Genomic DNA, 21,753 nt, shown 5'->3' with positions numbered 1-21,753 from the left:
GAAATATATTCCTGATTGTTAGAGAGACAATCCAACCCATTGCCAATATGCATAGTAAAATAAGACCATTAGAAGCATATATATAACACTTAAATAGCTACTTAACTTTAATAAATCTTGCGATTGAAAAGTTTCTCTATCACTTTCTTGAAATAAAAGTAAAGCTTTAGAACTGACTGGAAAGGTTAAACAATAATTCATGCCAACAATCCCTAAAAATAGTACAGCTACTTCATTAAGCTGTAGACTACTAGCAAAATATAGTAATGGCGGAATAAAAATTACCGCTCTCGTCGTGTGAGATGTAATATATAAATGTGATGTGACTGAAAGAATAACAATTACGAGTAACACGATAAAAATGGATTGCTTATTAATTAGTTCTGTTACTAAAAATAACTTTTGCATAATCCATTGCGCTGCACCACTCTCCATTAAAGATTTCCCTAATGCAATTGCTGCTCCAACAAATAGAATTAAGTTCCACGAGACACCTTTTAAACTTTCTTTCCACTGCATCACGCCGAGTTTTGGTAAAGTTAATAAAAATACTCCGATTATCGTAACAGTTGCAATTTCCAAACCATGTAGCGACTCTGTTAACCAAAAAGCTACCATCGCTATTATAATACTAATTGTATACTTCTCATTTCGCGATAATTCAAACTTAATTTTTTTCTGTTTCAGTTTTGTTTTTACTTCCTCTTTGTCTAAAAATAAAAATAATATTACGCGACAACTTATACAGCTCATTATGACTCCAAATGGGAACCCCCATATTAACCACTCTACAAATGTAATGGTTTTATTATTAAATTCTTTTAACATATCTAGGGCGATTAAATGTGAGCCTGCCCCAATAATTGTAGAACTTGTTGATACTAAAATAACAGTAGGCATTAAAATTGCTAATGCTTTCGTAATTCTTCTACTCCCAATTTCTTTTGAGATAGCTTGAAAAACAGGTAATACAACCGCTGCGCGTCCAGATGTTGATGGAATAAAAAAGACGAGTATTTGAATAATCATTGTCAAAATCCCGCACAAACCGGCTATATTCCGAGCACGATTTACAACAAAGTACGTCATTTTCTCAGCTAAACCGGTAACTTGAAGTGCCCTTCCTAAAATAAAGGAACCGATCATCAGCCAAATAACATCTGAAGCTAACGAATCGAATAAAAAATCTTGCTTTGCTGTTCCTGAAATAATTAGAAATAAGACAGACCCTAGTGCGATATAGGCCGAATTTATCGTTGTTGTTGTCCATAAAATAATTGCACAGCAAAATCCAAACAAACTCCATTTTGCTTCCATCGTTAATGACGATGGAAGCAAAAGAACTATTTCTACCATTACTATAAGTGCTACGGGCAAAACCCAAGATGGCTTAGTTTTTGGATTATCGGTACTATTCACATGTAATTCCACTACATTTTTTTCAATCATGATACGTACCCACTGTTATTCAACCGAGAAGCGATTTGATAACCGACTAAAACTGTACGCATCGTACTCTCTGTGCAATCACGAAGCCATTTCTCCGCATTAGAAAATGCATTTTCTAATGAAGATGGCATTGGCAATATACTTGTATATGCATCAATTCCATAATCGTAATTGATACGTGCACCTTTACCGACTGTCCCTACTAATGCGATTACTGGTAATCCATATTTTTTTGCACATTTAGCCACCTCAGCTGGAATTTTCCCACGTGGTGTTTGAAAATCTATACTTCCTTCCGCAGTAAATACAAGATCACACGCTAACAATAGTTTATTTAAATCCATATACTTCATAATAATATTGTATCTCGGATGAAGCGTTGCACCAATTAAAGCTTGTAATCCAGCACCAAGCCCACCAGATGCACCGCTTCCTGGTGTATGATGTACATCTATACCCATATCTTTTTTTATAACAGAAGCATAGCGCTCCAGTGCTTTTTCTAGTTCTATTACTTGTGCTTTGTTAGCACCTTTTTGCGGACCGAATACTCGCGCTACTCCTTGTTCGCCGCATAATTGATTAAACCAATTACAGGCAACATCGATTTGAACATGCCTTAATCTAGGATCTACTTGTGATGTATCTATTTTTGAAACTTGTAATAAAGAGGTTCCACCATGAATTTGTATTTCCTTTCCAGCTTCATTTAAAAACTTTACACCTAAAGCTTCAGCCATACCAGCTCCTCCATCAGATGTTCCTGAATCACCACATCCAATTAATATACGATCTACCCCTTTATTTAAGGCTAATTCTATTAACTCCCCAACACCATGAGTAGTCGTTTTTCTAGGATCACGTAAATCTCTCGGTACAAGTCGTAGCCCCGCAGCAGCAGCCATTTCAATAACAGCTGTACGCTCACCATTTCTCGTTTCAAAAACTCCAAAATAAGATTGTATCTTTTCTCCAACAGGTCCCGTTACTTGTACTTTATACATTGTTCCATCAGTAATATTTATAATTGCCTCTGTAAAACCTTCCCCGCCATCAACCATTGGTAAAGTCTCTACAGTAGCTAACGGCATGACTTTTAAAATCCCCTCTTTCATTATATCAGCAGCTTCCTTCGCCCCTAAACTTTCTTTAAATCCGGATGGTACAACTAAAATACGCATGTAATATTTCTCCCTTCACCTTGTATATCTCTTTCGTTTCTAAGGCTTATACTAAAGGTGAAAAAAGAGAGCACAATTAAGCTTACATTAAAATTTGGTGAGAAAGTGCTGAGTTTTGTGATCTAAAAAATCCGTTGTACTATGAAATAGCACAACGGATTTATTCCTTTACTCTTTATTCAATTTTATTTCTCTATTACGGGACAATACTTGTATGATTTCGCGTTTCCTGTACTCAACAAGCAATTGTCTTCACATCTACTTCGTGTTTCTTTAGTTCTCATTGTATCAATACTTTCGCCATATCAGAGCGCCACAATCGTGATGTATTCAACACAACAACATAGCTTACTTGTTTATACGCCATATCAGACAATAGCTCTTGTAGCCCATCACGTTCAACTGTTAATCCATCTTCATCTACTGTCGCTCCGCTGATTCCTTTATCTTCATACACACGAAGTAGTTCTAAATTATTTTCGTTACAGTAACGTTCAATCTCTTCTACTTGATACGCTAAACTATACCAATCACGTACTTGTCCTTCCGTTGAAGCTCGTACGTAACCAACTACTTTCTCTCCCATTATAAATTCCCTCCCGTTACAGTAATTTTAGTCCCTGTAACGTTTACCTGTTCTTTGCGGATAACGTGTCCATAACTTAAATCCGTTAAAACGTACTTTACGATGACTTCAAAACATAATACAACCCTTTATTTTTTCTTCTACTATCGTCGTATACTGTACATAGCCATTACAATCTATAAAATTTAACAATTAATGCACTTATAAAATTATAATCCTCTTTTAAACTTTCACGTTAAAACACAAAAAAGCACTCGTTGCCTTTAGTCGACAATCAAGTGCTTTAAGTAGCATTAATTTTGTAAGTTTTATTGTAACAGTATGACACCTTTTATATGTCGTGACAACTACTACGTTAAAACTTACGAGTTTGTACGAGTTCGTTAGTTTAATATACATTCCATGTGTTTATCATCATCACCCAGTAAAATGTCATCTCGCCTAAGCTCGTACCTCGTTTTCTATTCTATCATTGCACATAACACTCTATGATGGTACAACCATCATGAAGTATGTACTTTTTAACAGCCTATTTTAAATTGCAACATCTTGACAACCTACTTCAGTTACTTTTTCATTTAACAAACGAATCCCTAGCCCATTTTCTGTATCCCATGTACAATTAAATGTAATTCCAATATCCCGACCGTCAAAAATACCTGCATAGGGAACAACAATCCCATCTAAACTTATCATTTCTAATATTTCATTAGTTGTTTCAACTAATGGATAGTTTTCATTTACTTCAATATCATAACCTAGTTCCTGACGCTCTTGTTTGTAATAGTCTAATATTGATTGCAAAAAGCTTTGTTGTAATTGTTCCCAATTTTGCATAAGTGAAGTATATGCTACATATTGTTCTTCATCAAACTTACCATCCTCATCACCTTTTACTATTAGCGCTATCTCGACTTCATTTCCCAAAAAGTTAATGCTAGTATCCTTAGACCACACAAAATCATATTCAAGCTCACCAAAAACCGCATCATTTATTTTCATCTTACTTCTCCTTTTTATTTTTTAGCAAATCCTCCTGGCTCAAACGCCCCTGCGTTTATCTCACCTACTCCACCAAGATGCCCAAATCTTTTATTTATCTCTGTCGGTACAAGTTGCATTATTTTCACATCATTTACTTCATGCCATGTTAATTGATTTTTTGTTCGATATTTGTCTATGTCTTTCGCGGTAATCCCACCAGGTTCCATTCCAAATTGGCGAGCTAGTTCAACTGAGTCATTTAGCTTATCTGCTAACTTTTGGTCTGCTTGAGCAAAATTGTATGTCCTAGCCTTTGTACCATAATTTCCTTTTCCTCCAAGCATATAGTCAATTTCAATTTGAGCCTTTAATACTGGCGAAAAATCAGGAACTCCGTTTTTATATTGAATACCTTTAATGCCAGCTTCATCTAATATACGTTTCAATTTAGGGTCTGGTGGTGGTTTAAGCGTACTTAAAGATTCTCCTCTGATTCCTTCAAATTCAACCTTCGAATTAATTGGTGAAGGTGTCTGATTATACCTTGCTTCATAAGAACTAGCAAAATCAGTTTGTCTAAAAGCAGGTGGAACTTCAGCCTCTCTATTACCCGTACCCTTAACAACCTTACTCTCCATATACTGATAAGCCTCTTTCAGAGAATACTGTCCTCCCCCTGAGACATTTCCTACTCCAGCCATGGCGAAGCCTTTTCCCTCACCTGGGATCCATTTGTACTCCAGCAATGTTTTTACTGCGTGCTGGATCTTTTCATTCCCCTGCAAGAAGGTTGTTTTTACGATTGTGGCACCTTTATTCCATAGGCTTCCGATTTTATCGGCAAAGCCTTTTGCTGTCGAGGCTACAAAGTTTACACCTTCTGTTACTTTGTGGCTAGCTGTTTTTATACCATCGACGGCTGCTTTTTAGTAGATACTTTTTATTTTCTCAATCTAACAAAATATTAACTTTTTTATTATATCTTATTTCTATACTAAGACGAAAAAAGCACTTGTTGCCTTTCAGAGACAATCAAGCGCTTTAAGTTCATATGTTTTAAGTAGCATAAATTTGTAAGTTTTTTAGTAACAGTATGACACCTTTTACATGTCATGACAACTACTACGTTAAAACTTACGAGTTTGTACGAGTTCGTTAGTTTAATGTCCATTCCATGTGTTTATATTTATCGCCCGGTAAAATGTCATCTCGCCTAAGCTCGTACTTTGTTTTCTATTCTATCATTGCACACAGTACCCCATGATGGTCCAACCATCATGAAGTACGTACTTTCTAACAGCCTATTCTTTTTCTGTCCACTTCAAAAATAAGTGCTTTTTCGTTTGCTTGTCTTATGTGTCAGTGTATATTTAACTTTAGCACCACGAACTTCGTCATTCTCGTTTGTTTACTCATTACTGTAGACTTTTAATCTATACTAGAGTATTAATCAACCATATTCACAAAGTATTCAGTATCCTGATTAATTTTCCGTATAAATTCCTCCAATGAATCAGCTATTTGAGTCTCAAAAAAATATACAGGAGTTTGTTGAGGAGTATTCAAATCAAGTGTTAAATATACACCCTCGTTTACTTCATAAAAAACCAATTTATCTTCTTCCTCGTATATCCCCTCTAAATCTGGATCAAACTCGTAAATACCTTCTCTCAATGTAATATCTGCTATAGTATCTGGATCCATTATTCTATTTATTGCATCCACATTATTTCCTTTTATAAAACCATAGCCAACTTCTAAGTAAAAATTTCTAAGTTCATTAGGAAACGCAAATCCAAGTCTCTTTTCTGCCACTATAAGTTCATTTTCTTGTAATTTAAAAAACTTATGATGACTATTTTTTATAAAATCAAATGCAGCCATTAAAACTACCTCCTTGGAAATAATTTATTTGATGGTGACCCTTTACCATGAATTCCTGCCTGATGTTCATCAGGAAATTTAGCAGGATGTATATTCCACCATTCATGAGGCCCACCAAAATTATTCTCTATAATATGATGTGCATCATAGGGTTGCCCAATATCCCTTACTACTCTACCTTTTTTATCATAAACTTCCTCAGTATATCTTGGCCATGTTTGCCCTGTTTTTTCTTCCCATTCACTTATCAATTTGTTTTTCACACTGTTAAATTTATTTCTGTGTTTTAACGTTTCTAATGGCGTCATTTTTTCATACTTATGTTCCCTTAGAGCAGCCTTTAATTGTTCTACTTGGTTTTTATGAAGCTTCAATCCTGTTTTTGACTCTACATCTCTAATATAATCTTTAGCTAAATCGTAATCAATTTTACCCGTACCCTATGTTGTAATCTTAAACCCTCACAATAAAAAAGCAAACCATGTAAACCCTTATTAAACTACTTCTTTTTCTTCCACTACTGGCAACTCATAAGCTGTTTTATATTTCATCATGCCATATACAATGTTTACAAGCCTTCTCATAATACATACCAATGCTTGTCCCTTTGTTTTTCCTTCTTTTAGTTTCTTCTGATAGTACGCATGAAACACTGGATTTCGTGGCATCTTACTGCCTTTTGCTACTTGCACTTGCTGTACTGCTAAATTATAAAATAAAGCGTGTAGCGCCTTGTTTGCTTTTGTGTGTCTTACCTTTCCCACCAGAACCAAAGTAAACAGGCGCAATCCCCGCAAATCGTGCTAATTTGTTGGCATTTGGAAATCGCCTTACATCCCCAATTTCTGCAATTAATGCTGATGCCGTCACAAGTTCTATTCCCGGCATCGTTTCTAATTGATAATCTAGTAGTTTTACTAGCTGTTTTAATTCTCTCTCGATGTATTTCATTTCTGTCTTTTTAAACTCAATATCCCGTACAATACTTCTTACTAAAAAGTCTCGTGTTTCTTGATATTCCTTCATTGTATGTCCATCTTCTTTTACAAGTTTTAATATTTCGCTTGCTTTCTTTACTGAACATGTATTGTTGCTAACATCTAATAAAAAAGCTGTTAATTGCTTTATATTTGCCCCCTCTAAACAAGAGGGTGACGGATATTGCTGCCAAAACGCTAATGCTGTTTTTCCATCTAACTCTGAGAAAAACTTTTTATAACTTGGATAATGGTGGTTTAATTGAATATGTAATTGGTTCTTTAATGCACTTTGTGCTTTTACTAATTCATTCCTTCTTGAAACCAATTGTTGTATCGACCAAAATAAATCGTTTGGCTTTGCATCTGGCAATTGATTAAATTTGTTTACCAATATGCGTGCCACACATTCCGCATCCCAACTATCATTTTTTTGTATCATCACTTGGCTCTTCCGTAACCACCAACATCTTCTAAACCAAATACAACAATTATCCCATCACACACATATGTCTCTACTTCTAATAAGAACTTTGAAAATGCAGATGGTTTATTATCAAATTGTATTTCTCCTAATTTCTCTTGCCAACAATTAATCATAACAGCCGTGTGATGCTCCTTATGTAAATCTACTCCTACATACAAATAGTTTTGTCTATTATGCATAACTCATCCCTCTATTCAATGATTTAGTCATATATAAAAATGTCGGCAACCTTAGTTCGAGCGTTCATCTTTCGATGCGCATAGGTACGCAAGCCTATCCATTTTCATCACTCTAGTAGTATGTATAGTAAAATGAGCTAATTTTTTAAGTGAGTTTATAAAATAATTGCTGGATGTTTCCCATTTGTTTGTATTTGCCCGTATGTATATACCCCTCGATAAAAGTTCTCTCGGTCTAACATGGGTTTAACTTGTACTTTCGTAAACCGCTTCCCTTTCTCTGTACAATAGCCTTCCATATTCAGTCTTTCTGCCAATTGAGTAAGTGACCAATGCTTACAAAAGTGTCGTAGCTCAAATAGTCTACGTACAACGATTGCTTTATTAGTATCCACTTCTAACACTTTTTGTCCTTTCTTTACTCTATAACCAAACATCACACCGCCACCTGCATATCCACCTTGTTCCGCTTTTTTCTTTCTACCTCGACTTAGCTTTAATACAATCTCAAGACGTTGGTATTGGTCTAATAGCTCTAACATACCATTTACTAAAAAATCATTTGGGTCATGTGTATATATACTATAATTCGGTTGTTCAATTGCTTTCACATCAACTGCATGTTTCTTTAGCCCTCGTTGTATTAACACTTTTGCCATATCAGAGCGCCATAACCGAGATGTATTTAGTACAATAACTTTGCTTACTTGATGACACGTCATATCTGACAGTAATTCTTGTAAGCCTTCACGTTCAACTGTTAATCCATCTTCATCTACTGTCGCTCCGCTAATTCCTTTATCTTCGTATATGTGAAGCAGCTGTAGTTTATTTTCAATGCAGTACCGTTCAATTTCTTCTACTTGATACGTTAGGCTATACCCTTCACGTACTTGTCCTTCTGTTGAAACTCGTACATAACCAACTACTTTTTCTTCCATATTAAGTCCCTTCCCGTTACAGCAATTAAAGTCCCTGTAACGTTTACCCGTTTTTTGCGGATAACATGTGCATAACGTCCATCCGTTAAAACGTACTTTACGATGACTTCAAAAAGTAACACAACCCTTTATTTTTTCCTCTACTATCGTCGTACACTGTTCACAGCCACTACAGTCTATAAAACAACAATAAAAATTTAACACTTAATGCACTTATAAAATTATAGTGCTCTTTTAAATTTCTACGCTAAAACGCAAAAAAGCACTTGTTGCCTTTAATTGACAATCAAGTGCTTTAAGTTCATATGTTTTTAAGTAGCGTAAATTTGTAAGTTTTGTAGTAACAGTATGACGCCTTTTGTACATCATGACAAATACTATATTAAAACTTACGAGTTTGTACGAGCTTGTTAGTTTAATATACATTCCATGTGTTTATATTTATCGCTCGGTAAAATGTCATCTCGCCTAAGCTCGTACTTTATTTTCTATTCTATCATTGCACATAACACTCTATGATGGTACAACCATCATGGAGTATTTATTTTCAAACGCCCTATTATTTTTTCTGTCTTTCATTTAGTTAAATAGGATTATTCGGAAATTCACTATGATATTTATCGATTAACGCTTTATATTCTCTATCATTTGGTACTTCTCCTAAGTATTTATTTTTCCAAATAATCATTTGGTCACTAAAACCATATTCTGTATCGAACCAATTTGTATAATCATAATGCATCTTAAATTTCCCACTACTCTCAAGAGTCATTGTAAAGGAATACCAAAGTTCTTGCTGATTATCTTTAAAAACATTTCTTAGTTCGTCGCTCAACTCAAACAGCTTTCTTTTATTTTTTTTAAATTCTTCTTTATCAATAGCATAGTTAAATGGGATTTTCACACTATAATTAAAGCATTGTCTATTTTCAGGTGTATTATAAAAAAAGTACGTCCCCCCTCCAGTTTCCGATATCTGAGCATAAAAATAAAATTTCTCCCATTCTTCTGGAATCATTTCATTAACCGTTTCAGCTATTTCTCTATACAACTTGTTCATTTCTTTTTCCACTTTAATCAACCTCCTGCGCGATTTCTAATCGTTTTCTCAAATATCCCTTTTCCTTCTATTTCATAAACTATTTCAAAATAATTTGGTCTTAGTGACGTTCCTTGATAAACTGGTTCAATCTTTACTGTTACTTTTTTAGGAGGCTTTCCACCTAACGCATTAGCCCACTCTTGCTCCATATTATACCACTCTCCACCAGAGCGATTAATTTGTCTATTTTGAGCAATTAAATTATCTATATCTCCAGAACCATGGAATTGAGTTCCTATCAAGTGGCCACCATCATCATCAGGTAACCTATCTTCACGGCCTGCTGCCACTTGCATTCCTTTGTTTCGTTTTCCTTTTTGAAGTATTAATTCTCCTGCCTCAACATCTACTATTCTACCAAGCTCATCTGTTGTATATTTATAACCATCCTCGGTAACATAACGCACGTTTGGTGCCAGTTCTTTTCTTCCATTTTTCCCTTTAATAATGTGCTTCCCAAGGTCCCCCTCTTGTATTTCCGTTATCTTAGGAGGATTACCCGTACCCTTAACAACCTTACTCTCCATATACTGATAAGCCTCTTTCAGAGAATACTGTCCTCCTCCTGAGACATTTCCTACTCCAGCCATGGCGAAGCCTTTTCCCTCACCTGGGATCCATTTGTACTCCAGCAATGTTTTTACTGCGTGCTGGATCTTTTCATTTCCCTGCAAGAAAGTTGTTTTTACGGTTGTGGCACCTTTGTTCCATAGACTTCCGATTTTATCGGCAAAGCCTTTTGCTGTGGAGGCTACAAAGTTTACACCTTCTGTTACTTTGTGGCTGGCTGTTTTTATACCATCGACAGCTGCTTTTCCAGCTTTTCCGGCTACCATTGTTACGCCTTCGCCTAGTCTTTTTCCTGCTTTTACAATTGTCTTCCCAAAGCTAGAAGCGACATACTTTATTCCTTTTCCAGCAAGACTTGCCACTTTTCCAACAGGAACAAAGTTTAGGAGCGTCCATCCTGCGGCGATGAGTCTTTCTTTTGATGATAATTCTTTTCCTGTAATAGGGTCTTTACCGGTAACTGCACGAATTGCATCATTTATTCCAATGAATTCAGCTGCTCCTTCTACTCCCTTTTCCCACCATGATTTTACATGTTTCTTTTCTGTTTTATGGGTTTCTTTCAATTTTTCATTTTGTTTCTTTTGATATTCTTCATCTGCTTGACGAAACTTTTGAGCGATACGCCGTAATTCTTTTTCTGTAACTTGTAAGTTACGTATGTAAGATTCCATGAGTCTCATTGATCTCATATATTCCCCATAAAAATGCTGACTCGTTGCTCCTTGCCATTGCATTTGAATACTAAACATAGATTGATTGAGATTTTGTTGTATGTTCTGGCTGTGTGTTTGCATCTCTGATATGTTTTTGGCAATTTGTTCGAGTTGTTCAGGTTTGACCTTGATCTCCAAACCCTCTCCCACCTTCCTCTATTTTATACCAAAAAGAAATAAAACTGCATCAATTTTTACTTGTTCCCTTTAGAAAAAACATCAAAAATACTGTTATCACAAATCGCTTCAATTTCTTCCTTCACAAATAATTTTTGAAATTTTGTTCCTGGGTTTAATATTACATTTGCTTCTAAATCTATCGTCTTTAATAATTCAATCGCATTCATAGAGACATATGGACATTCTTCTGGAATAACCATTTCTAAATGTTTCAAATCAGAATACAGTGGTAACATTAATCCTTCTTCCATTTCAAAATAATGAATTTGCAATTGTGTATTTTCAGTTGAAATCAAATTCCCTTCTTCATCTACATTTGTATCTCCCTCTACAGAAGCAACAACGTACAAATTTGATTTCTGTAATATCTCATAAAAACGAAATCTTTTTTCTTCATTCTGTAAAGCTTCCACTAGCGCCTCATCTAATGGACAAATTTCTAGTAAACTCATTGAACTTCACTCCTTATGTGAAATAATTTCGCCATCTTACGCAAAGTAAGATGGCGAATGTTAAATCTAATTATTTTTTAACGTTCATAGATTTAATTTTTTCTACATTCTCTTTTGCTTGTTTCGTTATTTCTCCATTAATAGCATTTGCATATTTATCACGAGTTAAAAATTCAAAACATTTATATGCATTATTCATATCAGTTGCAGACATATATCCTGCGCCTTTATTAAACATTTTTAGAGCTACCGTATTCATCCATTCTTTTGCATCTGCTTCTGGATATCCTAGTTCCATAGAGTGGTAAGTTAATTCAATTGCTGAAGCTAAATCTTCAATCGTATCTTTATTCCCGCTTACCTTTGCAGCTTCAAATGTACTCAAATACTCAATTGCCGCTTTTACCCCATCTTTAATTCCTAATTCTTCAATACCTGGTGTTTTATATAAAATTTGATAGTTGTTTAATGCTGATTTATATTGCGTTTTTTCTAACTGTTTTGCTTCTTTAATTACAAGACCAGCTACATTAGAAAATCCTGTTTTGTCAACCACACCGCGTGAAGCTGCTTGACCATAATAATGTAAAGCATTATAAAGGCTCGTTTGTCCTTCTTTATTTGCTTCATCACCTGCTAACTGAATAAGTTGAATTCCCTCCATTTTTTTGGATGCATTATCAATCATATTCATACCACTAATTTGGCCAATCGTTTTATCAATATCCTTTAACTGTGCAAGTAATGTGTATGATGGTAATAAGTTTTTACTTACTTCACTTTGCCATCCTGTCGTTCCATTTATTTTATTCCATTCATTTTCTGTATCTGTCCATAATTTATTCGCATAATTAACCATTTCTTCTCTTGAACGTTCCAATGGGTGCTTTGTACGAATTGCATTTGCAATATTTAATACCGCTGTATAATATTCTCCATTATTTGCTGCATCGTTTGCTTTTCTTTCAAACATTAGCGGCATTAATAACTTATGAGATTCATCTTGAACAGATTTTTCTACTCTTGCCGTATTTGCTAATAAATTCGCTTTATTTATAGCATCTTCCACTTTAAAATTAGGATCTTTTAATTGTCCACGAAGTCCCTCTACAGCCGCAACAAATTGCTTTTCTAACTTTTCTTTTTGTTCACCTGTTGCCCCACCAATATACTGATTTGCTAATAGTAAAGCATTTTCATATTGTGGACTCACTGGATTTAAATACGCTTCTATTTGATCAATCTCTTGACTAAATGGGTCAGATTTCACTTGTACTTTTTGAGTATTAGAATCAATAGTATTTGTTTTATCGTTATTTTTGACATCCTCAGTCTTTGAATCTTTTAGGTTTTTCTCTGTTGCTGTACTTGTTGCCTCATTTCCTTCTGTAACTGCCTTTCCTTCATTACTGCTAGTATTTTCTTTTACAGGGCTTGCTTTTTCTTTTGTCTCAGTTGCAGACTGCACTACTGTTGTTTGGATATTAAGGTTCTGTAATTCTTGTTGTAATAGCTTGTTGAAAATATCTTCTACACCTTGATTCGCTTTTTCTACTAATGTAGGATCTACGCTTTCAAGTACTGATGTAACTAAATAAAATTTACTTAATGCTTGTTCTAAAGATGCTACATCCCCTGTATTTGACCACTCTCTTTTTTCTTCTATTGCTGTTTGATAAACTTTTTCTGCTACAGATTTAATATAATCTTTCTTATTTTCACTTAAATATCTTTGTAACTCTTCTTGTGTAGTAACCGATTCATTTAGTACATTCATTTGATTACGTAAATAGAATAGTGCTCTCTCATTTGAATATTCACCACTTGTAAGAATTTGTTCTACATTATCTAATGCTAACTTATGTTCAGCTATCGATTTTGATTTTGATGGTGTATTCAATTGGCTAACAAGCGTCCAGTCTTCTTTTTTGCTATAGTAGTTCGTTAAATTATTTAATGCATTTTCATCCAGTTCTTTTTGACTCGTATAAAAATCATTAAAGAAAACAGATGAGTAGTATTTTCCATTTCCTGCGTACCACTCAACTAAAATATCACCCGTTTTTGGTGATACTGTAATTGTTGGGTGTGTTGGTTCTGGTGGCTTCGGATCTACTACTGGTGGCTTTGGATCTACCACTGGTGGCTTTGGATCTACCACTGGTGGCTTTGGATCTACCACTGGTGGCTTTGGATCTACCACTGGTGGCTTTGGATCTACCACTGGTGGCTGTGGATCTACCACTGGTGGCTTTGGATCTACCACTGGTGGCTTTGGATCTACCACTGGTGCATTTGGATCTACTGGTGACTTTGGATCTACCGGTAGCTTAGGACCTACTGGCGTATTCGAATCTACTGGTGGCTTAGTGTTCGGATCTACCTGTAACTTAGGGTCCACTGGTGTATTCGAATCTGCTGGTGACTTAGGATTATCCGCCACAGGTCCAACCATATTAATTGGCAACTCTGGCTTTTGCGGAGTTGGTGCATCTGATAATTTGATCTGTGGATCTTTCTTTTCCACCGATACTTCATCTGGTTTATATGTTACTGGCGTAATTGGTGATTTATTATTTCCAATTAAGTCTGCTAAATTAATAGTTGGTTTTTCGCCAGGTTTTTCATCTTTTTTTGCAGGATCAGCGACTAAATTTGGGAACATAGACTGTAAATCTCCCCCTGTAATACGATCATCTTTTTTCTCTTCTGTATTACTTGCTAGTTTTACTTGTTCTTTTCCTGCTGTCTTAAAGCCTTTGTCATACACAAGATATCCTGATGTTCCTAGTAATGCTACCGACATTACTGATATAGCGACTTTTTTCCCTAAGTTATTATTGTTTTCCTCCATGTCCTTTTCCCCTTTTCCTATCTTTATTGAATCCAACCGCTTGTTTTCATTTCTGTTAATTTTTCTTGCGCAGCTCTTACTTCGGATTCATTTTCATTTGCTTGAACTGTTTTTCTTAAGAAACGACTTGCATCCTCGTATTTTTTCTGTTTAATTTTAAACATCCCGAATGCAAAATTCACATGTGGATTTTCATCGTTTTGTGAGTATGCTTCTGTGAAAAGCTTCTCTGCTTCATTTCCTTGTCCCACTTTATCGTATAAAATCCCTATATTTACAAGCGTATTTATGTCGCGTGTTCCACTGCTGACAACTCTATTGTAAGCTTCTAACGCTTGCTGATATGCGGCAGTACTCTTTGCACCATCTCGCGTTTCATAAAATTGGCCCGCTTCGTAATACACAATTCCTAGTTGATTTAACAACTCAATATTTTTCATATCTTTTTGAATCGCTACTTGTAAAATGTGAGATGCTTGTTGATAATTCATTTCTTTCTTCGCACTATCAATTAGGTTTGTTTTATTCCAAAGCACATATAGATTTGAAAGTTCAATTGTATATATGGCATTCTTTGAATCTTGCATAATAGCTTCTTTAAAGAAAGATTCTGCTTTGTCTAACTGTACCGTTGCGGTTGATAATTGACCTTTTAAATACGAAACAATTGCTTTATCTTCATTTGTCTTCGTACTCATTTTGACAATAACATCTTCCGCTTTTTCAAATTCTTTCATTTTCATATGACATACAGCTAAATCTCGCATTGCATCTTTTTTGTATGGTTCAATTCCTTTTGCATTATTCGCTAACGCTTGTTCAAAATTTTGCACTGCTTCTTGATATTTTCCAATGCGGAAATTTGCTGAAGCTAATAGATAAGCAGCTTCATTATTTTCTTTATCGATTTCTCTATCTTTTATTAGTTTTGTAATATAATCGATTGCAATTTTATTTTTTCCTTCAGCAACGTAAATCGTTGCTAATTGAAGATAAGCCTCGTCTTTACCCTTTACAGCAATTGCATGTCCAACAGCTTCTTCAGCTTTTGTATATTTTTTATCATGATAGGCTTGTCGTGCTTGTTCCATAAACTTTTGATATTTAGCGTTTGTTGTGTAGAAATAAAATAACGTTGAACCACCTATAACAACAACTACAGTTGAGCCAATAATCAAAATCCGTTTTCTATTCTTTTTCCACCATTTAGAAAAGGCCGACGGTTCACTTTGCTCATGCGTTATTGTAAGTGGTTGATTTGATGCTTTTGCATTTAAAATCTCATCATCTACATCATATTCCACTTGTTTTTTCGTTTGTTTCCGGCTCTGTAGAATGCTAGTTGGCACTGTAATTGTAGCTGCTACTTCTTGCTGCGACTGTGTTCCTTGCTCTTCTTTTATCTCTTCAATAATGCTTTCAATTTCCTGTTTTAACGCCTGGTCAATGTTTGGAAATTGTACGATTCGTGAATAGACGAAACAAGCAAATGCTGCATTGTTTTCTCGTTCCAATTCAGTAGCTAATTCCAAATAATGTTGTAGGACCATTTTATTATTTATTTCAGGCTCTTGACTCTCCATAGTTTGAATGATATATGCGAGTTCTTTTTGCAGAGCTGTTGATGGATTGAGTGAATTGAAAATTATTTTATATTCATATAATGCCGCTTGTTTAAATCCTCTCTCTTCTAATAATCTTGCAATTTCCAAACATTTTGATACAAAAAGAGAGTGTTCTTCTGCTGACTGCCTTTCCGCATCAATTTTCATTCTTTCTCTCGCGCTATTAAATACATCGTACCACTGCGCAAAGCTTGGGCATTCTGCGAAAGAGTTACTACTCCATGCCTGCCTAAATAATTTTGCAATCTCCCCGTTCCATTGATTATGTAATACTTGCCGAAGTAACGTATATCTTTCACATTCTGTCTGCATTTCTTCCGTTTTAAAGTAACTTGCATCCGTCCATTTTTTATTTCGAACTTCCTCACTACACCAACTTAATATTTCTCCTAATAAAATAGCACCTGCAAATCGATCGGCTTCTTTTTGCCATACTCCACTTTTTAAATACATCGGTGCGTAGCCCGCTGAACCTGCTGGCAATAATGAAGGTCTTTTCGTTTTCGGGCCATACATTTGCTCAACATCAACAAGTTCGATATTGTGTTGACCTTCAGTTGGATTTTCACTTAAGAAAGGTACGAGTACGTTGCTAGACGATAAATCATTATGAGCAACTTCATTTTCTTCCATCATTTTAAGTGTTGTAAGAAATGCTTCTGCAATAAAGAAACATTGTTCTTTTGATAACATTCTTTGTTCTTGTATTATATCAGCCCAAGTTGGACCTTCAATCCAAGGCATTACAATACTATTAGCAAGATCTTCTGATTTTTCGATAGCAGATGTATGTTCTTCTTTAGTAACGATATAACGTGAACATACTTTCAGACCCACTAAGGAAGATAGTGGTTTCAAAAATGCCAGTTGATGTTTTTCCTCGCGATAGCGTTCCTTAAAAACTTTTAATGCAATTCGTTCAACACCATTTTCCTGTTGTAATTGATAAACTGTTCCTTGTCTTCCCTCTTGACCATAGGGCATCTCAATACCAATTACAGCTGGGTGTTTCTCAAAACGATAAACATCTTTATTAAGACTAATTTTTTCTCCTACTTCTGGTCGGAATCCCATTTTATCCCCTTACTCTCGTATAACAATTTTTCAAAAAAAGACCAGGAACAATAGCTCCTGGTCTTTTGCAATTGTTCTATTCTTAGTATGCGTTATCTGTATTACGGAATTTATCAGCGATACGTTTTAAATCTGTTGAAATACCTTCTAAAATTGGAATGTATTGTTGCATTGCTTGTTTAGATTGCATAAATTCTCCACGGAATTTTGCTTGTGTTGCCCCAGCCCATTGTCCTTCTAAACTATTAATATCGCCTTCAAGTCTATTAATTTGACTTTGTGCTTCTCCTGCTGCGTTTTTAAAGTTTCCTGCGATTCTTTCAAGTTCTTCTGGTGTGATTTTAATTTCTGCCATCTTAATAATTTCCCCTTTCAAATCATAAATGATACAACAATTAGATTATAAACTATATTCATACAATTTTTAAAGAGTTTAATTACAAAAATATTCTATTTTCTAGTAATTTAACCCTATTTTAATATTATTTCACTTTTAATTCAGACCATTTCACACTAATTTTATCTGTCATCGTGCGAAGTAAATGTAATGGTGTATATGCACATTTTATTTTTATTGGCTTTCTACGTATGCAATACCCATCCCCACTTAATAATTCTTGATCCATTTCAGTATGTGGCAGTTTCATATTAAAGAAATACACATCATTATTTTGTGTCGTTCCCAATAAATATCCAATACTTCTCTTTCTAATTTCCGCAAACCATTTTTCATGAGAATAGCTATTTAAGCTAGACGTTGTAGCAGCTGTCATAAAGTGAATCCCTTTATTTTTACAGTTTTGGACAATTAGTTCCATTTTGTTTTTTGCTTCATAATCAGTAGATAATATAGTTAACATTTGATCGATATCATCAATCGCAATGATTATTCTCTTATACGGAATCTCCACTGTTGCGTTTGGATCTATAGAAGGCATTATTGGTTCTCTATTATTTATTAGCTCTAACAATTCATCTAACATTTCTTTTAATTGCATACCATCTGTAACTTTCTTCTTCACATGAGGTAAATCTCCAAGAGCTAATATGCCTGTAGGTCTTTCACCAAGGTCTACTAAGTATAGCTCAACCTTTTCAGGAGAGTATTGGTATGTAGTAGTGAACAGAAGTGTTTGTAAAAGCGATGTTTTTCCACCTTCTATTCTTCCCCCAACAAATATATGACTCATTTCATCTAAAGAAATACTTTGTAATTGAATATCCTCTGTTTCCATACCTGCTGAAATTTGGGCTGTTTCCAATTTTTCAACCATATGCTCTACAAATATTTCTTTAGGTACCATTGGAATGGCTTTTGCTTTTTCACCATCCCATTCTCCATTCATTTTTTGAATAATTGTTTTTAATTGTTGAGAGTACTCAAGTTCACTTTCACCAATAAACGGCAATGCTGCTTGGAATAATTCCGGCGGTTGTCCTTTCATTAACCCACGGCCAACAGGAACTTCAATTAATGGGAATTTAGGTCTGCCAACTAAGTTATGATATTCTGTTCCATCTTGTAATTCAAATGTAAGTGCCATCGGTATATTATTACGAACACGATCAAACATATCAATTGTTTGATTCAGAGAGAAATAGAAATATACACCGTATGTACTTGATTCACGCAATAATAATTCTAATACTTCATTTTCTTTCTCGAATTCATTTTTGAACCTTATATAACCATCTACCATTACTACTATAGCTGGTATTTTCTTTTCTACCATTCGGTTATACATAGAGAATGACTTTGCACCGATATTAGAAAAGCTCTCTTTTCTAAGCGTGATTTCCTTCTTTAAAAATCCGAATAGACGTTTCATTTTCTCATTTTCGCCTTCTTGTATAATCCCGCCAATATGAGGTAAATCTCTAAAATCTAAAAACATACGACCAAAATCAATAACATAGAAATTCACTTCTTCTGGTGTGTGAGATACAGCTAGAGACATAATAATGGTTTGCAACATCGTTGTTTTTCCTGTACCTGGCATACCATAAATATTTAAATGCCCTTCTTGTAAATCTAACTTCAGCGGAAATTGTGCTTGTTTTGCAACATCATCAATTAATCCAACTGTTACTTGTAAATATTCTTTCGGTTTATTCCACTCACCAATTGTCCAATCTTCCATAGCATAAAATTCTTTTAACAATAATTTTTCCGGTAATGGATCCAGCCAAGGTCCTGGTAATGCTTTAATATTTTCTTTTTCTGATACGCTCTGTACATATTGAATAAAAGCTTGTAATTGTTTCGGACTATTTGTCATTGGTTTTGGACGCTTTTTCACTTTTATTCTTTCACCCGAGAGCTTAACTTCTGTAAAATCAACAATATCAAGAACTTTCTCTTCATCTGGATTATAAGGTGCTCCACTCCATGCAGACTGGAATAATTCCAATACTTCATTGCTACCAACTTGGAGATACCCTCGTCCTGGTACATTAATTTTAGATGCATCTGGAATCTTTAACATTTCACGACTATCCGCATCATCTTGTACACGTAAACAAATTCGAAAACGCGAGTTACTCCAAATCTTGTCATTTACAACCCCTGAAGGTTTTTGAGTTGCTAATAATAAATGAACTCCTAACGTCCTTCCTATTGCAGCGACACTAATTAGCTCGTCCATAAAGTCTGGTTGTTCCTTTTTCATTTGAGCAAACTCATCAATAACAATAAATAAATGTGGTAAAGGTTCTTTTTCACGCCAGCTTGTTTCATAATATTCATCTAGATGCTGAACATTTCCAGCCTGAATGAATAATTTTTGTCTCCGCTCTAATTCTGCCTTTAATGAAATTCTGGCACGCTCAATTAAGTTTGGATCTTCTAAGTTCGTAATAGATGCAATAATATGCGGTAATCCCGCAAATGTGTTTGACATTCCACCACCTTTATAGTCGATAAGCATAAATGCCATCTCATGAGGATGATAGGTTGCCGCTAACGCGGCTATTATAGACTGAATCACTTCACTTTTTCCTGATCCAGTTGTACCAGCCATTAGACCGTGCGGGCCATGCCCTTTTTTCTCTATTTTATCGTGAATATTTAGAAAAACAGGTTTACTTCCTTCTCTTACACCAATTGGAACCGGTAATGAAGTCGGATACCGATTTTCTTTCCATCTCTCTAGCACTTGTAACTCTTCCATGTTTTTAGCTTGAAACAGGTCTAAAAATGTTAATACTTTCGGAATGTTGGCTGCTGTAGAACTTTTCATTCGAATTGGAGCAATGTTTCGCGCTCCTAGCTCACATCGTTCGAATGAAAGTCGATCTACTTTAAAACTCGCACGCGTTGTTCCATTGTTTTCAGCTGAACTTGAAAACGTTTCTACTAACTCTCCATTTTCTCCATTTAAACTTATTACAAGATCACATTCCATCGGTAACCTTTCCCTTTGTTCTGCAAAAATAAATGTAGAAGCTCCTACACTTTCACCTTCTCTAAGTAACATTGGAGTTAAAGGATCATCCTCTAAAAATTCTCTCGCTGATAAGAAAAAGACATACATCGGAATTAAAGGAACTTTTGCATCCGCTTGCGCAGAAGAATTATATATTCTGCGCATATTAAGTGGAGTAAATAATACTTCTGCTAGTTTCTGTGCATCTTGTTGATTTTCAGATAAAAAGCGCATACTTCTCTGTTCATCCCATACGTGAGGAAGCCACCTCATCCAATCCCATTGTTTTTTTTCCTTTTCATGATAAAATGCTGCTATTTTCACTTCATTTGGTGCATGATGCGTCATAATTTGTGTCGTTACAATTCGAATAAAGTTTAGTCTATCTTCTTTATTTCCAACTACACCAATTACATCGTTTTTTTTCAAAGAAATTGAAATGTGTCCATTTGGTATCGTATTGAAATCCCTTTTCACATTTTGCGCTTCTGTAACTAATGGATTTTCTTCATAACCTTTCTGCTCAGGCACCTTCAATTCTACAAGGAATGGTCTTTCTCCTGTACCAATACGAATATCTAAAAAGTCTGGACTTTCAGGTGTACGCTCCCATAAATTACTTTCCCGATTTTCAATTCTTTGTACACTTTTTAATGGGCTTGGGTTTTGTGTAATTAAATATTTTGCTTGTTCAACCTTTAACGTATCTAATTCCACTCGATGCTTTTGAATTTGCTCTAAGTACCTTGTTTGTAATTGTTCAACCATTTGACGATGTTCTTTCTTTTTACGGAAATGCCCCATCGTTGTAATTATATATGACCCCAACATCGGAATACTTGAAACCATCATTAATGGCATATAACTTGAATTCATCTTCATAAATTTCATCATTACAAAATATAATACCAATGTTAAAACCGTCATCATTGCAGGCAGTAACATTGTTTCAATTGAAAACTTCGGCTCCTCCGGTATATTCGGTGGATCATGAATAATAACATCCCCTGTCGGTATATCTACTTTCACACGCGGAGAGCGTTGAAAATACGGTGATTTTTGCACAAAACATTTCTCCTTCCCCATC

Annotated in this window: 13 protein-coding genes and 3 pseudogenes; all 16 read right to left on the bottom strand. The window is 35.0% G+C overall.

What is annotated here, in order from left to right; all coding sequences use genetic code 11:
* Nucleotides 1-18: 18 nt before the first annotated feature.
* Complete coding sequence (locus NHG49_RS11465; RefSeq protein WP_258126017.1) at nt 19-1,449, bottom strand: SLC13 family permease; 1,431 nt, start codon at nt 1,447-1,449, stop codon at nt 19-21.
* Nucleotides 1,446-2,630, bottom strand: coding sequence for a glycerate kinase family protein (locus tag NHG49_RS11460; RefSeq protein ID WP_098103314.1), 1,185 nt, complete (start codon nt 2,628-2,630; stop codon nt 1,446-1,448). Before NHG49_RS11460 ends, NHG49_RS11465 begins: the two co-directional genes overlap by 4 nt.
* Nucleotides 2,631-2,913: 283 nt before the next feature.
* Nucleotides 2,914-3,216 (bottom strand): annotated as a pseudogene (locus tag NHG49_RS11455) (recombinase family protein); the annotation flags it as partial.
* A gap of 534 nt (nt 3,217-3,750) precedes the next feature.
* Nucleotides 3,751-4,218 (bottom strand): DUF2004 domain-containing protein, encoded by a 468-nt coding sequence (locus tag NHG49_RS11450; protein WP_258126016.1) that lies wholly within the window; start codon nt 4,216-4,218, stop codon nt 3,751-3,753.
* 14 nt (nt 4,219-4,232) lie between these two features.
* Nucleotides 4,233-4,838: an HNH endonuclease gene (locus NHG49_RS11445; protein WP_064477393.1), complete on the bottom strand. Its 606-nt coding sequence runs from the start codon at nt 4,836-4,838 to the stop codon at nt 4,233-4,235.
* Between the two features lie 808 nt (nt 4,839-5,646).
* Nucleotides 5,647-6,084, bottom strand: a complete 438-nt coding sequence (locus tag NHG49_RS11440) for an SMI1/KNR4 family protein (protein WP_064477386.1) — start codon at nt 6,082-6,084, stop codon at nt 5,647-5,649.
* A gap of 5 nt (nt 6,085-6,089) precedes the next feature.
* Nucleotides 6,090-6,524 (bottom strand): annotated as a pseudogene (locus NHG49_RS11435) (hypothetical protein); the annotation flags it as partial.
* A 54-nt stretch (nt 6,525-6,578) separates the two neighbouring features.
* Nucleotides 6,579-7,727 (bottom strand): annotated as a pseudogene (locus tag NHG49_RS11430) (IS110 family RNA-guided transposase).
* Nucleotides 7,728-7,882: 155 nt separating this feature from the next.
* Nucleotides 7,883-8,668 (bottom strand): recombinase family protein, encoded by a 786-nt coding sequence (locus NHG49_RS11425; protein ID WP_098103682.1) that lies wholly within the window; start codon nt 8,666-8,668, stop codon nt 7,883-7,885.
* 583 nt (nt 8,669-9,251) lie between these two features.
* Entirely contained in the window at nt 9,252-9,740 is a 489-nt protein-coding gene (locus NHG49_RS11420; protein ID WP_061663665.1) for an antitoxin YezG family protein, read from the bottom strand.
* Between the two features lie 5 nt (nt 9,741-9,745).
* On the bottom strand, nt 9,746-11,194 hold the full coding sequence (locus NHG49_RS11415; protein WP_258126014.1) for a WXG100 family type VII secretion target: 1,449 nt from the start codon (nt 11,192-11,194) through the stop codon (nt 9,746-9,748).
* A 56-nt stretch (nt 11,195-11,250) separates the two neighbouring features.
* A complete protein-coding gene (locus tag NHG49_RS11410) occupies nt 11,251-11,688 on the bottom strand; it encodes an SseB family protein (RefSeq protein WP_064473932.1) in 438 nt (145 codons plus the stop codon).
* A gap of 70 nt (nt 11,689-11,758) precedes the next feature.
* Nucleotides 11,759-14,542: a hypothetical protein gene (locus NHG49_RS11405; protein WP_258126012.1), complete on the bottom strand. Its 2,784-nt coding sequence runs from the start codon at nt 14,540-14,542 to the stop codon at nt 11,759-11,761.
* A 23-nt stretch (nt 14,543-14,565) separates the two neighbouring features.
* Nucleotides 14,566-17,241, bottom strand: a complete 2,676-nt coding sequence (locus NHG49_RS11400; protein ID WP_258126010.1) for a tetratricopeptide repeat protein — start codon at nt 17,239-17,241, stop codon at nt 14,566-14,568.
* A gap of 82 nt (nt 17,242-17,323) precedes the next feature.
* Nucleotides 17,324-17,596 carry a WXG100 family type VII secretion target gene (locus NHG49_RS11395; RefSeq protein WP_064473935.1) on the bottom strand — a complete coding sequence of 91 codons (273 nt, stop codon included), beginning with the start codon at nt 17,594-17,596 and terminating at the stop codon, nt 17,324-17,326.
* Between the two features lie 127 nt (nt 17,597-17,723).
* The gene (gene essC, locus NHG49_RS11390) at nt 17,724-21,731 is read right to left on the bottom strand and encodes a type VII secretion protein EssC (protein WP_258126009.1); all 4,008 of its coding nucleotides are present in this window, start codon (nt 21,729-21,731) and stop codon (nt 17,724-17,726) included.
* Nucleotides 21,732-21,753: the final 22 nt, after the last annotated feature.

It is taken from the genome of Bacillus sp. IBL03825 (assembly GCF_024712505.1).
GTDB classification, from domain to species: domain Bacteria; phylum Bacillota; class Bacilli; order Bacillales; family Bacillaceae_G; genus Bacillus_A; species Bacillus_A wiedmannii.
This window is presented reverse-complemented; position numbering and strand designations above follow the sequence as displayed.